This is a genomic window from Cellulosimicrobium cellulans (genome assembly GCF_042723955.1).
Classification (GTDB): Bacteria; Actinomycetota; Actinomycetes; order Actinomycetales; family Cellulomonadaceae; genus Cellulosimicrobium; species Cellulosimicrobium cellulans_H.
Genome location: NZ_JBHXIC010000017.1, coordinates 24,127 through 39,191, shown reverse-complemented (window position 1 = coordinate 39,191; position 15,065 = coordinate 24,127). Strand labels below are relative to the sequence as shown.

Genomic DNA, 15,065 nt, shown 5'->3' with positions numbered 1-15,065 from the left:
GGTGCGCGGTGAGTACAAGGTTCCTGGTGGCAAGCTCGTGGCGGTCGACGTCGAGGTGGAGGCCGGGCGGCTCGCCCGCGTCGCGGTGAGCGGCGACTTCTTCCTCGAGCCGGACGACGCCCTCGAGGACATCGACGGCGCGCTGACGGGCATGCCCGAGACGGCGACGGTCGCGCAGCTCGCGAGCGCGGTGCAGGGCGCGCTCGGCGAGGACGTCACCATGATCGGCTTCTCGCCCGAGGCGGTGGCCATCGCCGTCCGTCGTGCGCTCGGGCACGCGACGGGGTGGCACGACCACACGTTCGAGCTGATCCACGAGGGCCCCGAGAGCCCGGCGATGCACCTGGCGCTGGACCAGGTGCTCACCGAGGAGCTCGACGCCGGTCGCCGTGGCCCCACGCTGCGGATCTGGGAGTGGGCGTCGCCGGCCGTGATCATCGGCTCGTTCCAGTCGCTGCGCAACGAGGTCGACGCCGAGGGCGCGGCGCGGCACGGTGTGACGGTCGTGCGCCGGATCTCGGGCGGCGGGGCGATGTTCGTCGAGCCGGGCAACACGATCACCTACTCGCTGTACGTGCCCGCCTCGCTCGTCGAGGGTCTGAGCTTCGAGCGGTCGTACGCGTTCCTCGACGACTGGGTGCTGGGCGCGCTCGCGTCGGTCGGCATCGACGCGACGTACAAGCCGCTCAACGACATCGCGTCGCCCGCGGGCAAGATCGCGGGCGCGGCGCAGAAGCGCCTGCGCGGGGGAGCGGTGCTGCACCACGTGACGATGGCGTACGACATCGACGCCGACAAGATGACCGAGGTGCTCCGCATCGGCCGGGAGAAGCTCTCGGACAAGGGGACGAAGAGCGCGAACAAGCGCGTCGATCCGCTGCGCTCGCAGACGGGCATGTCCCGCGAGGCCGTCATCGCGGCGTTCGAGGACCACTTCCGGTCGCGGTACCGCACGGTCGAGGGCAAGGTCACGCCCGAGGAGCGGGCGAAGGCCGAGGAGCTCGCACGGACGAAGTTCTCGACGCCCGAGTGGACCGCGCGCGTCCCCTGACGCCGCCACCCGCGAGGGAGAGCTGCCGGTCGCGAGGTAGAGCTCCCGGGGTGCTCCGTCGCGACCGGCCGTCCTACCTCGGCGTGGGACGCGGGCCGAAGACGGCGGTGCCGACGCGGACGATCGTCGCGCCTTCCGCGACGGCGAGCTCGAGGTCGCCGCTCATGCCCATCGAGAGCTCGCGCGCGTCCGTGGTGCCCGGGGCGCCCGAGCCCACGACGGCGTCGCGCACCTCGCGCAGGCGCGCGAAGCCCGCGCGCACCACGTTCTCGTCGGGGGAGTTCGCGCCGATCGTCATGAAGCCCCGCAGGCGCAGACCGTCGAGCGCGGCGACGGCGGTCGCGAGGGCGGTGGCGTCGTCCGGCCGGGCGCCCGACTTGGACTCCTCGCCCGAGACGTTCACCTGGACGAGCACGTCCAGCACCCGGCCGTCGCGCGTGGAGCGCGCCGCGAGCGCCTCGGCGAGCGCGAGCGAGTCCACGCTCTCGACCCCCGTGGCCGTCGCGAGGACCTGGTTCACCTTGTTGCGCTGGAGGTGCCCGATCATGTGGACCTCGACGCGGCCGAGGGCCACGAGGTCCGCGAGGTCGGGGGCCTTCGCGACGAGCTCCTGCACGCGGTTCTCGCCGATCAGGTCCGCCCCCGCCTCCACGACCGCGCGCACGGCGTCCGCGGGCTGCGTCTTGGTCGCCACGAGCAGCCGCACGTCCGACGGCGCGCGCCCGGCCGCGCGCGCGGCGTCGTCCACCCGGGACCGCACCCGGGCGAGGTTCTGCGCGATCTGCGCGGGCAGCACGGACGACGGCTCGGGGAGGGGCATGCGGCCAGTCTAGGTCGGGCGGGCAGCCGGAGATCCGGGTCGTCTCAGGGTGGTCCCGGATCGGCAGCGGCGGCCCGATCGGCGAGAATGGTGGGGAAAGGACGGTGCCGTGAAGACACTGCTCAACATCATCTGGCTCGTGTTCGCCGGGCTGTGGCTCGCCCTGGGCTACGTCCTGGCGGGCATCATCTGCTGCATCCTCATCGTCACGATCCCGTTCGGGATCGCGTCGTTCCGCATCGCGGGCTACGCGCTGTGGCCGTTCGGCCGCACGGTCGTCGACAAGCCGACCGCGGGCGCGTGGTCGACCATCGGGAACGTGATCTGGGTGATCGTCGCGGGGATCTGGCTCGCGATCGGGCACGTGGTCACCGCGATCCCGCTGTTCGTGTCGATCGTCGGCATCCCGCTCGGGATCGCGAACCTCAAGATGATCCCCGTCTCGCTCCTGCCGCTCGGCAAGGACATCGTCCCGACCGACGCCCCGTACACGGCCTACCAGCGCTGACGAAGCGGCCGAGGTAGAACGCTGGTCGTGCGAGGTAGAACGCTGGTAGGGACCAGGGTTCTACCTCGCCCCACCAGGGTTCTACCTCGTGAGACCGGGGTTCTATCTCGCGATCGGGGCGGCGGCGCCGCCCGTGAGGCGCAGGAGGTCCGACGGCGCGAGGCCGACGTCGAGGCCGCGGCGACCGCCCGAGACGTAGACCGTGTCGAACGCGAGCGCGGTGTCGTCGAGGAACGTGCGGTGGCGCTGCTTCTGGCCCAGGGGCGAGATGCCGCCGACGACGTAGCCCGTCGCGCGCTCTGCCGCGGCGGGCTCGGCCATGGTCGCCTTCTTGCCGCCGGCCGCCTTGGCGAGAGCCTTGAGGTCGAGCTGACGGTCGACCGGCACGATGCCCACGACGAGCGCGCCGCCGTCGACCACGGCGAGCAGGGTCTTGAACACCCGCTCCGCGGGCACCCCGATCGCCGCCGCGGCCTCCAGGCCGTACGACAGGTCGCTCGACGGGTCGTGCTCGTACGGGTGCAGCGTGTGGGCGACGCCCTCGCGCTCGAGGAGCGCGACCGCGGGCGTGCCGGCGTGCGCGGACAACTTCGACTTCTTGGCCACGGGCCGATTCTGCCGCAGCGCCCGGTCACACGTTGACGTCGAGCAGGGAGCCGATCGCGTAGGTCACGCCCATCGCGACCGCGCCGCCGACGACGGTCCGGACCGTCGCGCGCCGGGTCGGGGCGTTCCCGAGCCGTGCCGACCCCCACCCGGTGAGCACGAGCGCGAGGACGACCGCGACGAACGTCAACGGGATGCGTACGCTCGCGGGGGCCAGCAGGATCGCCGCGAGCGGCAGCAGCCCGCCGACCGTGAAGGACGCGATCGACGCGCCGGCGGCCTCCCACGGGCTCGTGAGCTCGTCGGGGTCCAGGTGCAGCTCGGCGTCGGCGTGCGCGGCGAGCGGGTCGCGCTCGGTGAGCTGGACCGCGACCTGGCGCGCGAGGTCCGGCGTCAGTCCCTTGGCCTCGTAGATCCCGGCGAGCTCGTCGAGCTCGGCGTCCGGCATCTCGGCGAGCTCGCGGCGCTCGGTCGCGAGCAGCGCCTTCTCGGTGTCGCGCTGCGTGCTCACCGAGACGTACTCGCCCGCCGCCATGGACAGCGCTCCCGCGAGCAGCGCCGCGCCGCCTGCCGTCGCGATGACCGGGATCGACGTGCTCGTCGCCGCGACGCCCACGACGACGCCCGCGGTCGAGACGATGCCGTCGTTGGCGCCCAGCACCCCGGCGCGCAGTCGGTTCAGCCGTGACCCCGTGCTCTCCGGGTGGTGCGGCTCGCCGGGGTGCTGACCGTTGCGCGGTGCGTCGCTCATGGCTTCACCGTAGGGGCCTCCCGGCGCGGCGCGACCGGGGGCCGCGGACTCCTGCGCGAGCGGCCGACGACGCAATGAGCGTGCGCCCCCAGGGCGCGGTGAGGTCTGATCAGGACATGGTGATCGAGCTGGAGACCCCCGAGGTCGACGGGCTGGGCGAGGCCCTGGAGGCGCTGCAGGCGTGGCAGGACGACGTGGCGCCGCTGCAGCTGCATCCCGGCGACGTGGGCTGGTTCTGGCGGTTCGGCGCTCCGGCGACCGCCGCAGCGCTGCGGACGTGGCGCCGCGACGGGCGGGTCGTCGCCGTCGGCCTGCTCGACGGGCCGGACCTGCTCCGGCTCGCGATCGCTCCCGAGCTGCTGCACGACGACGAACTTGCGCACCGCCTCGCCGACGACGCCACCCGGCCCGAGCGCGGCGTGCTGGGGGAGGGCGGGGCGTCGGTCGAGGCGCCGGTGGGGGCAGTGGTGGACCGGCACCTGGCCGCGGCGGGGTGGCGCGTCGACGAGCGGTGGGCGCTCCTGCGCCGCGACCTGCTGGACCCGGTCGAGGACCCGGGCGTCCGGGTACGCGAGGTCGGGCCGCCGGAGGCCGCCGCGTGGGCCGAGACGCTCCGCTCGTCGTTCGGCGGGACGCGGGCCGCGCCGGAGCGCTGGCACGCGCTCGCCACCGGGCTCCCGTACGCCGACGCACGCTGCCTCGTCGTGCACGACGGCCCGCCCGTCGATGGCCCGCCCGTCGGCGGCCCGCCCGTCGGCGGCCCGCCCGTCGGCGGCCCGCCCGTCGGTGGCCGGCCCGACGGCGGCCCCTCCGACGGCGAGGCGGCGCACGTCGACCCAGGGCCCGCCATGGCGGTGATCGGCGTGTGGTCGGCCGGCCCGGGCCGACCCGGGCTGATCGAGCCCATGGGGGTGCACGCCGACCACCGCGGCCGCGGTCTCGGTCGCGCGGTCACCCTGGCCGGGCTGGCGGCGCTCCGCGAGCTGGGCGCCTCGAGCGCGCTCGTCGCGACGCCGGCATCCAACGTCGGGGGCGTCGCCACCTACGTCTCCGCGGGCTTCACCCACCTGCCGGAGCGGTTCGACCGGCGGCGCGACGGCTCCTGACCGCGCGGCTCGCGACGCCGGGAGTGAGACCGTCGACGCAGGTCACGCGCCGTCCCTTACGCTGCTCGACGTGACGCAGGGGAACTTCACGGACGACCGACCGACCACACGCGCGGAGCGCTACGAGCACGGGAGAGGAGTGTTCGGCGCGGTCAACGCGACGGCGGGCGCCGTCCTCGCCGAGGCGCTCGCGGACGTGTCGCCCGAGCTCGAGCACCAGATCTCGGCCTGGGCCTACGGGGAGATCTACGCGCGCCCGCACCTCGAGCCGCGCGACCGGCAGCTCGTCACGCTCGGGATGCTCAGCGCCCTCGGCGGGTGCGAGCCCCAGCTCGAGATCCACGTCCGCACCGCGCTCGACGTCGGCCTCACACCGGCCGAGATCGTCGAGGCGCTCCTCCAGTCGGCCGTCTACTGCGGGTTCCCGCGGGCGCTCAACGCGACGGCCGTGGCGAAGCAGGTCTTCGCCGAGCGCGGGCTGCTGCCGCTCTCCTGAGCGCGGTCGGGACCCACGGCGCTCCGACGGTGGCGCCCCCGGCCGGGGCACTTCCCTCGCGGGAGCGTTCTGCGGCGCGCGGCCTACAGCGGCCCGACCGCGAGCACGGTCACGACCGGCTCGCCCGCCTCGTCGCTCGCCGCGAGGTCGACGCTCGCGGTGATCGCCCAGTCGTGGTCGCCCGCCGAGTCGTCGAGCACCTGGCGTACGAGCCACGTGCCCGCGGGGACGACCCCGCCCGGGGCGTGCTCCGCCGTCGGGCCCTCGTGGCCGGCCGGCAGCTCCGTGCCCGCCTCCACGACCTGGAAGAGGGCCGCCGCGCGAGCACCGGGGCCGATGCCGATCGCGTCGTCCCCCTGGTCCTCGAAGAGCGGGTCGAGCGCGTCGCCCCACGCGTCCGCGTCCCAGCCCGCGCCGCCGTCGAGCGCGCCGAGCGCGCGGTAGTCCTCGCGGGACGCGAGCTCGACGCGGCGGAACAGCGCGTTGCGCACGAGGCGCCGGAAGGAGCGCGGGTTGCCCGTGACCGGCCGGGTCGGAGCCTCGGCACCTGCGCCGGAGAGCGGACCGTCGCCGACCTCGGTGTCCGCGTCGTCGTCGACGGGGTGCGCGAGGCGCTCCCACTCGTCGAGGAGCGACGAGTCGACGCCGCGCACGAGCTCGCCGAGCCACTCCACGATCTCCTGCACCTCCTCGGTGCGGTGCTCCTCCGGGACCACCTGGCGCAGCGCGCGGTACGCGTCCGCGAGGTAGCGCAGCACGACGCCCTCCGTGCGCTCGAGACCGTAGACGGACACGAACTCGGCGAACGTCATCGCGCGCTCGACCATGTCGCGGACCACGGACTTGGGGGAGAGCTCGGCGTCCGCGACCCACGGGTTGGACCGCTTGTACATCGCGAACGCGGGCGCCAGCAGCTCCTCGAGCGGCTTGGGCCACGTGATCTCCTCGAGCAGCGCCATGCGCTCCTCGTACTCGTACCCCTCGGCCTTCATCGCCGCGACGGCCTCGCCCTTGGCGGCGTTCTGCTGGGCGTAGAGCACCTGGCGCGGGTCGTCGAGGGTCGCCTCGATGACGGAGACGACGTCAAGCGCGTGGGTCGCGCCCTCGACGTCGAGCAGGTCCAGGGCCGCGAGCGCGAACGGCGAGAGCGGCTGGTTGAGCGCGAACTCGCGCGGCAGGTCGCCGACGAGCCGCACGCTCGGGCGGTAGCCCTCCGGGCGCGACGGGTCCTCGATACGCACGCGCTCGACGATCCCCGCGACGCGCAGCGAGCGATAGATGCGCAGCGTCTGGCGCACGTGCTCGCGACGCTGGGTGTCGGTGTCGTGGTTCGCGAGGAGCAGGTGCCGCATCGCCTCGACCGGGTCGCGGCGCGGGTCGGTCGCGTCGACGTGCGCGCCGCGGCCGTGCTGGGCGGTGCGCGCGAGGACGTTGAGCACCATGGCGTGCGTCACGGTGAAGTGGCTGGTCAGCGGCTCGGGCTCGGCGTCGCGCAGGCGCTCGAACGTCGCGTCGGTCCAGTTCACCGACCCCTGCGGCGCCTTCTTGCGGACGATCTTCTTGAGCTTCTTCGGGTCGTCGCCCGCCTTGGCGAGCATCTTGCGGTTCTCGATGACGTGGTCGGGCGCCATGACGAGCACCTCGCCCACGGTGTCGTACCCGGCGCGGCCCGCGCGCCCCGCGATCTGGTGGAACTCGCGCGCCGTGAGGTGGCGCATGCGCTCGCCGTCGAACTTCACGAGGCTCGTGAGCAGCACGGTGCGGATCGGCACGTTGATGCCCACGCCGAGCGTGTCCGTGCCGCACACGACCTTGAGCAGCCCCGCCTGCGTGAGGCGCTCGACGACGCGCCGGTACTTGGGCAGCATGCCCGCGTGGTGCACGCCGACGCCGTGCCGCAGGAACTTGCTCAGCGTCTTGCCGAACCCGGTGCCGAAGCGGAAGTCGCCCAGCTCGGCGGCGATGGCCTCCTTCTCGGACCTCGTCGCGACGTTCATCGACAGCAGCGACTGCGCGCGCTCGACCGCGTCCTTCTGCGTGAAGTGCACGACGTACACGGGCGCGCGGCGCGTGCTGACCAGCTCCTCGATGACCTCCGTCAGCGGCTCGACGACGTAGCTGAAGTGCAGGGGGACCGGCCGCTGGGCCGTGGTCACCTCGGCGACGGGCCGACCCGTGCGCTCCTCGAGCTCCTCGACGAACCGGGTCGTGTCGCCGAGCGTCGCGGACATGAGGAGGAACTGGGTGTTCGGCAGCTCGAGCAGGGGAACCTGCCACGCCCACCCGCGCTGCGGGTCGGCGTAGAAGTGGAACTCGTCCATGACGACCTGGGAGATCGCGTCGTCGTCCGCACCGGCGCCCTCGCCGCCGCGGCGCAGGGCGATGTTCGCGAGGATCTCGGCCGTGCAGCAGATGATCGGGGCGTCGGGGTTCACGGCGGAGTCGCCCGTCGTCATGCCGACGTTCTTGGACCCGAACGCCGCGACGAGTGCGAAGAACTTCTCGCTGACCAGCGCCTTGAGCGGCGCCGTGTAGTACGTGCGGCCGCCGCGGCCCGACCGGTGCGCGGCGAGCGCGGCGAACTGCGCGCCCATCGCGACGAGCGACTTCCCCGACCCGGTGGGCGTCGAGAGGATGACGTGCGAGCCGGTGACCAGCTCGATGAGCGCCTCGCTCTGGTGCGGGTAGAGCTCGAGGCCCTGCTCCGTCGCCCACGTGGTGAACCCCTCGTAGAGCGCGTCCGGGTCGGGGGCCTTGCCCGTCGGGGCGGGCACGTGCGCGAGGAGAGCCGGGGTGCGGCCGGTCGTGGTGGTCACGGCACGAGTCTGTCAGGTGTGGAGCGCTGGCGACGTCGGCCGGCCCGTCGCGCCTACCGCGCCGGGCTGTGCCGAACCCGGGGTTGTTCCCGGGTTCGCCGCCGAACCGGGGGACAACCCCGGGTTCGGCAGGCCGGGAGATCGGGCCACGGGGCTTGATAGCGCTGTCAGCGTGTGCGAGGGTATGCCGCGGGACCGGCGTCGTGGCCGGGCCCGGCCTCCGAGTCATCGATGACCACCGACCCCACGCCGCCGTGGGACCAAGGGGAGCACCACATGCGGGCAGACAGCGCTATCAACGCTGGTCGCGATCCATTCTCGGCACGTACCGGACCGTCACTCTCTCGCCCGCCGCGTCCCGGCGGGCGTCGGCGTCGCGCGGGCGCCGTCGTCGCCCTGGCCACCGCGGCGAGCCTCGCGCTCCCGCTGGCGGCGTACGCGGGGCCTGCGATCGGGGCGTCGCCCACGACCACCGCCCGGACGGAGGCAGCGACGGGGTCCGATGCCGCCGCTGCCGCGGTCGACGGCCCGCTGGCTGACTACGTCAACCCGTTCATCGGGACCAAGGACGACGGCAACACGTACCCGGGCGCCGCCGTCCCGTTCGGCATGGTGCAGCTCTCCCCGGACAACGGGCACAACGTCGGGTACGACTACGACCGCACGTCGGTCCGCGGCTTCTCGCTCGTGCACCTGTCGGGCGTCGGCTGCGGGCTCGGCGGCCCGCTCCCGACCCTCCCGACGACGGGCGCGATCACCTCGACCGACTACGGCCAGTACGCACTCGGCTTCTCGCACGACGACGAGGAGGCCTCGCCCGGCTACTACCGCGTGGGTCTCCAGGCGTCGGCGGGCACGATCGAGGCAGAGCTCACCGCGACCGCGCGCACGGGCGTCCAGCGGTACACGTTCCCCGCGACGGCGCAGGCGAACGTCCTGCTCAACGCGGGCCAGGCGCTCAACCGCGTGACGGAGTCCGACGTGCGCGTCGTCGACGACCGCACGGTCGAGACCCGCATCACCGTCCGCGGCTTCTGCCAGGACACCGAGCCGCAGACCATCTGGACCCGCACGACCTTCGACCGTCCCTTCGTCGCGCACGGCACGTGGGACGGCGCGACCGTCACCGCAGGCTCCGACGCCGCGTCCGGCGGCGAGGGGCGCCGCGGCGCGTACGTCACGTTCGACACGACCGGCGGCGACCTCGACGTCGAGGCCGTCACCGCGATGAGCTACGTGGGCGCCGACGGCGCCGCGGCGAACCTCGCCGCGGAGGCCGGCACGTTCGACGCCGTGCACGACGCCGCGCGCGCGGCCTGGGAGGAGCGCCTAGGCCTCGTGCAGGTCGCGCAGGGTGCGGAGGACGACCTCCGCACGTTCTACTCCTCGCTCTACCGCAGCTTCCTCGCGCCGAACGTCGGCTCCGACGTCGACGGGCGCTACCGCGGCTGGGACCAGGAGGTCCACGCCGCCGAACCGGACTTCACCTACTACCAGAACTACTCGCTCTGGGACACGTACCGCACCCAGCAGCAGCTCCTCTACCTGCTCGCGCCCGACGAGTCGGCCGACATGGCGCTCTCGCTCGTGCGCCAGGGCCAGCAGGGCGGCTGGCTCCCGCGCTGGGGCTACGGCACGGTCGAGACGAACATCATGACCGGAGATCCGGCGACGCCGTTCCTCGTCAGCGCGTGGCGGCAGGGCCTTCTCGCGGGCCACGAGGAGGAGGCGTACGCGGTCCTCAAGGAGAACGCCGACGGCGTCCCGCCCGCGGACTCGCCCTTCAACGGGCGCGCGGCGAACGTCGAGTACCTGCGCGACGGGTTCGTCCCGCACGAGCCCGCGCGCTCGGGCAAGCCCGGCGACTACGACCTCCAGCACGGCGCCTCCGCGACGATGGAGTACGCGCTCGCCGACGCGATGCTCTCGACGATGGCCCGCGGCCTCGGCCACGACGAGGACGCCGACCGGTACGCGGCCCGCGGCCAGAGCTACCGCAACGTGTTCGACCCGCGCACCGACAACTTCCGGGCGCGCAGCGCCGACGGCTTCTTCGTCGGCGACGCCGACCCGGCGCACTCGGACGGTTTCCACGAGGGCACCGCGGTGCAGTACCAGTGGCTCGTGCCCCAGGACGTGCCGGGCCTGTTCGACCTCATGGGCGGCACCGACGCCGCGGTCGACCGCCTCGACGCGTTCTTCGCCTACGACGAGCTCGTCGCGGACCCTGCGCGCGTCGCGAGCGAGGTCTGGGTCAACGGGACGTACGACTACTACGGCTGGGAGACCTACAACCCGAACAACGAGCCGAACCTCCACGCGCCGTACGTCTACCTGTGGACGGGCGAGCCGTGGAAGACGACGGACGTCGTGCGCGCCGCGTCGACGCTCTTCACCGACGGCCCCGACGGCGTCACGGGCAACGACGACCTCGGCACGATGTCTGCGTGGCACGTGCTCTCGTCGATCGGCGTGTACCCGATCGTGCCGGGCACCGACCTGTGGGGCCTGACGACCCCGCTGTTCGACGACGTCACGATCACGCTCGACCCCGAGGTCTTCGGTCGGGACTCCCTGCACCTCACGGCGGACGGCGTCGCGCCGGACGCGCACTACACGCAGTCCGTGGCGCTCGGCGGCGAGCCGCTCGACCGCGCCTGGGTCACGGGCGACGAGCTCACCGCCGCGGGCACGCTCGACGTGTCCGTCGGCACCGAGCCGTCCGCCTGGGCGACCGACCCCGCGGCCTCGCCGGGCGCCGTCGTGCCGGCGGACGGCACGGTCGAGCGCCTGTTCGTCGGTGCGACGCCGCGGCAGCCGGTCCTCGCCCCGGGCGGGGAGGCCGAGGTCGCCGTCCAGGTCGTCGCGCAGGGCGCCGGGACCTCGACGGGGACGCTCGAGGTCACGTCCGACGGCGCCGTGACGGCGACGACCGACCTCGCCGAGTGGACCGCCGAGTCCGACGGCCTGCCGGCCACGGTCGAGGGGACGGTCACCCTTGCCGCGGCGGCGGACGCGGAGCCGGGCGTGCACACCGTGCGGCTCGTCGTGCGCGACGCCGCGGGGACCGAGGCGGTGCGTGAGATCTCGGTCGTCGTGTCCGGGGAGTCGTGGATCGCGGGCGCGTTCGACAACGTCGGCATCGGCGACGCCGGGGCGGCCAACGCGAACCTCGACGGGTCCGGCGCGTACCTCCTGCGCGACCTGCTCGCCGACCTCGGCGTGGTCCAGGGCCTCGAGCTGACCGTCCCGGGCACCGACCTGACGTACCTGCTGGGCGCTGCACCCGCCGGCGAGCCCGACAACGTCGCGGCCAACGGCCAGGTGCTCGAGGTGCCCGAGGCGCAGCGCGGTGCGCGGACGATCTCGGTCGTCGGGACGGCGACCCACGGCACGCAGCGCGGCGACCTCGTCCTTGGTTTCGCCGACGGGACGAGCCAGACGGCTCAGGTCGCCTTGAGCGACTGGTGCACGGGCTCGTCCGAGCCGAGCAACATCCTCGTCGCCAAGCCTGGCGCACGGGGCAACGGGACCGGGACGGACAGGTTCGGCTGCGGGCTCTACGCCACGGCGCCCGTCGCCGTGCCCGAGGGCAAGGTGCTGACGAGCCTCACCCTGCCGCGCAACACACGGTTCCACGTGTTCGCGGTCGCGACCGACGCGACCGGGGTCGTCCCCGCGCCCCAGGTCGACGTCACGGCGCAGGCCCGCTGCCTCGGCGGCAAGGCCTTCGTCGCGGTGCGCGCGCTCAACACCGGCGAGCAGCCCGCCGCGATCGAGCTCGCGACCCCGTACGGCTCGAAGCTCTTCGCCGAGGTCGCGCCCGGGGCGAACGCGTACCAGTCGTTCGCCACCCGCGCCGCCGCCGTCGAGGGGGGCGAGGTCACGGTCACCGTGACGACGCCCGACGGCGAGCCCCAGCAGGTCACGGCCGCGTACGACGCCGTCGCCTGCTCCTGATCGACGGTGGTGCGGGGCCGTACGGTCCCGTACCACCGTCCTCCACGTGCGCTCTGCGCGCGCTCCTGACCGACGACATCGACGAGAGGGACGACCCATGACCGGTACGACGACGTACCCGGCCCCGCGACCCCGCGACCGCCGGACCACCGCGCCGCTCGCCCTGCTGGCGGCGCTCACGACGCTCGCGCTCCTGCTCGCCGCGGCGCTCCAGGCGCCCGCGGCGCGCGCCGCGGAGGCGTTCACGCCGACCGAGGTGGTCGGCGCCGGCACGACCTGGCGCTACCTGGACGACAACACCGACCCGGCCGCGGGGAACGCTGACCGGACCGTGTGGGCCGACCCCGCGTTCGACGACGCGGCCTGGAAGACCGGACGGCCAGGATTCGGCGCGGTCAACGGGACCGCGAGCGGCATCGGCGGCGGCAACACCATCACGACGCTGCTCGACTACTGGATCACGCAGACCCCCAAGGTCGTCGTGCCCGCGTACTTCTTCCGCACGACCGTGACCCTCGACGAGGCCACGCTCGACGAGATCACCGGTCTGCGGGGCACGCTCGTCTACGACGACTCCGCCACCGTCTACGTCAACGGTGAGCGCGTCGCGGGCTGGGGCGACTCGATGATCACCCGGAACCTGCAGTACCAGGACAAGGCGGGCGCGACCGCCCCGCTGCGCGAGACGCTCGTCATCCCCGCCGACGCCCTGGTCTCCGGCGAGAACACGATCGCGGTCGAGATCCACCAGTGCAACGCGACGAGCTCGGACGTCTTCTTCTCCCTCGCGCTCTCCACGACCGACGACCCGTCGATGCCGTTCCCGCAGGACGTCCTCGACCGGACCTACGCGTCCGACGCGACGCCGTCGGCCCCGGCCGGGCAGGACTGGTTCACCTGGATGCTGCGCGGGTTCGCCGACCTGCGCGCGAACCACCCGGAGATCCTCTCGCCCAACGAGCCCGGCCGGCCCACGAGCGCCAACGACCTCGGCTCGCTCGCGCGCAACAACGCCTACGTCGCCGGGGACCCGCAGGTGCAGCGCGCCCTGACCGACGGGCGCGGCTCGGCGTACGAGACCATGGCGGACGCGCTCGGCAGCGAGCTCGGGCCGATCTACCGCGACGCGCTCGCCGACGGCCGGCTCCCCAAGACGAAGGCCCTGCTGTCCGGGCGCGTCGAGAAGTCGGTCGGCAACCACGAGCCCGCCAAGGCCGCCTACGACTACAAGCGGCCGTTCGTCCGCCTCGGCTTCACGTCCGCCGGCGGCCACGTCAACGCGTTCGAGACCTCCGGCAGCTACGAGGGGCTGCGCAACAACGGCTCGTTCCCCAGCGGGCACACCAACCACGGCTACGCGCAGGGCACCGTGCTCGCCACGCTCCTGCCGGAGCTCGCGCCGCAGATCCTCGCGCGCGCGTCCGAGTACGGCGACAACCGCCTCGTGCTCGGCTTCCACTACCCGCTCGACGTCATGGGCGGCCGCATGGCCGGGCAGAACATCGCGCAGCTCCGGTGGTCCGACCCGGCGTTCCGCGTGCTCCTCGAGCAGGCCCGGACCGAGCTCGTCACCGTGCTGGAGCGGGAGTGCGGCGACGAGATCGCGGTGTGCGCCCAGGACCAGGTGCCCTACCTCCCCACCGACCAGGCGCTCGCGGTCTACGACCAGCGCCTGACGTACGGGTTCCCGCGGGTCGGCGAGGCGGGCCGCGACGTCCGGGTGCCCGCCGGTGCCGAGGACCTGCTGCGCACGGCGTTCCCCGACCTCACGGGCGACCAGCGCCGCCTCGTCCTCGCCGCGACCGCGCTCGACTCGGGCTACGCGCTCGACGTCGCGGGCGAGGCCGAGTGGCAGCGCCTCGACCTCGCGGCCGCCATGGCGGCGGACGTCGTCGTGAACGCCGACGGCACGCTCACCGTCGACGGCGAGGTCGTCGGCGAGCCGACGGCACCGCTCGTCGACGTCGAGACGTCCGCGCGCTGCCTCGCCGGGGCGCCGTACGTCGCGGTCCGCGCCCGCAACGTGTCCGACGACGCGCTCGCCGTCGCGCTCGTCACCGGCGCGGGGGAGAAGTCCTTTGCCGCGGTGGCCCCCGGCACGAACGCGTACCAGTCGTTCGCGGTGCGCGGTGTGGAGACGGGCGCCGGCGTGCCCGTGACCGTCACGGCGACCGGACCGGGCGGCGCGACCCAGGAGGTCGCGCGGGACGTCGTCGTCCCGGCCTGCGGCTGACGGACCGACCCGGGAGGCGTCGAGGGAACGCCTCCCGGGTCATCTCCCTGGTCGACTCCCTGGCGCCTCGCCGACCCGTCGGGCACGCTGGTGCCCCGCAGCGACGACGGAGGCGCAGTGACCGAGGAGTACCAGGGCAGGCCGGCGATCCACGCGGAGACGCCGCAGGAGTGGCGGGCGTGGCTCGCCGAGCACCACGACGACCCCGAGCCCGGGGTGTGGCTCCTCACCTGGCGCCGCGAGAGCGGCCGCGCGACCTACGGGTACGAGCCCTGGATCGAGGAGGCGCTGTCCTACGGCTGGATCGACGGGCAGGCCGCGACGGTCGACGCCGACCGGCACGCGCTCTGGTTCACGCGCCGCCGGCGCGGCAGCCGCTGGACCCGGCTGAGCAAGGAGCGGGTCGCGCGCGTCGAGGCGGACGGGCGCATGACCGACGCCGGCCGCGCCGTCGTGGACGCGGCGAAGGCCGACGGGTCCTGGACGCGGCACGACGACGCCGAGGCGCTCGTGGTGCCCGACGACCTCGCCGCAGCACTCGCGGAACGGCCTGCCGCCCGCGAGCACTTCGATGGCTTCACGCCGGGCGTCCGCCGCGCGATCCTCGGCTGGATCGTCGAGGCGAAGCGCCCCGAGACCCGCGCGCGCCGGATCGCGGAGACCGCCGACCAGGCGGAGCAGGGCGTCGCGGCGCACCAGCCGCGCCGCTAGCCCGAAC

The 15,065-nt window shown here is 73.9% G+C and carries 11 protein-coding genes; 7 read left to right on the top strand and 4 right to left on the bottom strand.

Annotated features, from left to right (window positions below; translation table 11 throughout):
• Window position 1: 1 nt before the first annotated feature.
• A complete protein-coding gene (locus tag ACFWH7_RS07060) occupies window positions 2–1,051 on the top strand; it encodes a lipoate--protein ligase family protein (protein ID WP_378215769.1) in 1,050 nt (349 codons plus the stop codon).
• 73 nt (window positions 1,052–1,124) lie between these two features.
• Here the strand turns inward: ACFWH7_RS07060 and ACFWH7_RS07055 are convergent, their stop codons facing one another.
• A complete protein-coding gene (locus tag ACFWH7_RS07055) occupies window positions 1,125–1,871 on the bottom strand; it encodes a YggS family pyridoxal phosphate-dependent enzyme (RefSeq protein ID WP_378215768.1) in 747 nt (248 codons plus the stop codon).
• Between the two features lie 109 nt (window positions 1,872–1,980).
• On the opposite strand from ACFWH7_RS07055, the gene ACFWH7_RS07050 reads away from it, so the two are divergent.
• Entirely contained in the window at window positions 1,981–2,379 is a 399-nt protein-coding gene (locus tag ACFWH7_RS07050; protein WP_378215766.1) for a YccF domain-containing protein, read from the top strand.
• 102 nt (window positions 2,380–2,481) lie between these two features.
• Here ACFWH7_RS07050 and ybaK read toward each other — a convergent pair whose 3' ends face one another.
• Complete coding sequence (gene ybaK, locus ACFWH7_RS07045) at window positions 2,482–2,985, bottom strand: Cys-tRNA(Pro) deacylase (RefSeq protein ID WP_378215764.1); 504 nt, start codon at window positions 2,983–2,985, stop codon at window positions 2,482–2,484.
• Window positions 2,986–3,010: 25 nt separating this feature from the next.
• Complete coding sequence (locus ACFWH7_RS07040) at window positions 3,011–3,736, bottom strand: VIT1/CCC1 transporter family protein (protein WP_378215762.1); 726 nt, start codon at window positions 3,734–3,736, stop codon at window positions 3,011–3,013.
• Between the two features lie 116 nt (window positions 3,737–3,852).
• On the opposite strand from ACFWH7_RS07040, the gene ACFWH7_RS07035 reads away from it, so the two are divergent.
• A complete protein-coding gene (locus tag ACFWH7_RS07035; RefSeq protein WP_378215761.1) occupies window positions 3,853–4,842 on the top strand; it encodes a GNAT family N-acetyltransferase in 990 nt (329 codons plus the stop codon).
• 70 nt (window positions 4,843–4,912) lie between these two features.
• Window positions 4,913–5,338: a carboxymuconolactone decarboxylase family protein gene (locus ACFWH7_RS07030; protein WP_378215760.1), complete on the top strand. Its 426-nt coding sequence runs from the start codon at window positions 4,913–4,915 to the stop codon at window positions 5,336–5,338.
• A gap of 83 nt (window positions 5,339–5,421) precedes the next feature.
• Here ACFWH7_RS07030 and ACFWH7_RS07025 read toward each other — a convergent pair whose 3' ends face one another.
• A complete protein-coding gene (locus ACFWH7_RS07025; protein ID WP_378215759.1) occupies window positions 5,422–8,154 on the bottom strand; it encodes a DEAD/DEAH box helicase in 2,733 nt (910 codons plus the stop codon).
• A 231-nt stretch (window positions 8,155–8,385) separates the two neighbouring features.
• Between ACFWH7_RS07025 and ACFWH7_RS07020 the strand changes: the two genes are divergently transcribed.
• The 3 genes from ACFWH7_RS07020 (at window position 8,386) to ACFWH7_RS07010 (ending at window position 15,058) form a co-directional block, all read left to right on the top strand.
• Window positions 8,386–12,114, top strand: a complete 3,729-nt coding sequence (locus tag ACFWH7_RS07020; protein WP_378215758.1) for a GH92 family glycosyl hydrolase — start codon at window positions 8,386–8,388, stop codon at window positions 12,112–12,114.
• A 97-nt stretch (window positions 12,115–12,211) separates the two neighbouring features.
• Window positions 12,212–14,347: an acid phosphatase gene (locus ACFWH7_RS07015; protein WP_378215757.1), complete on the top strand. Its 2,136-nt coding sequence runs from the start codon at window positions 12,212–12,214 to the stop codon at window positions 14,345–14,347.
• 117 nt (window positions 14,348–14,464) lie between these two features.
• Window positions 14,465–15,058, top strand: coding sequence for a YdeI/OmpD-associated family protein (locus ACFWH7_RS07010; RefSeq protein WP_378215756.1), 594 nt, complete (start codon window positions 14,465–14,467; stop codon window positions 15,056–15,058).
• The last annotated feature ends 7 nt before the right edge of the window (window positions 15,059–15,065 follow it).

Bases quoted from the DNA above. Each gene is read 5' to 3' on its own strand.
- ACFWH7_RS07020 (WP_378215758.1), top strand. From the start codon at position 8,386: ATGACCACCGACCCCACGCCGCCGTGGGACCAAGGGGAGCACCACATG.
- ACFWH7_RS07015 (WP_378215757.1), top strand. From the start codon at position 12,212: ATGACCGGTACGACGACGTACCCGGCCCCGCGACCCCGCGACCGCCGG.
- ACFWH7_RS07035 (WP_378215761.1), top strand. From the start codon at position 3,853: ATGGTGATCGAGCTGGAGACCCCCGAGGTCGACGGGCTGGGCGAGGCC.
- ACFWH7_RS07055 (WP_378215768.1), bottom strand. From the start codon at position 1,871: ATGCCCCTCCCCGAGCCGTCGTCCGTGCTGCCCGCGCAGATCGCGCAG.
- ACFWH7_RS07040 (WP_378215762.1), bottom strand. From the start codon at position 3,736: ATGAGCGACGCACCGCGCAACGGTCAGCACCCCGGCGAGCCGCACCAC.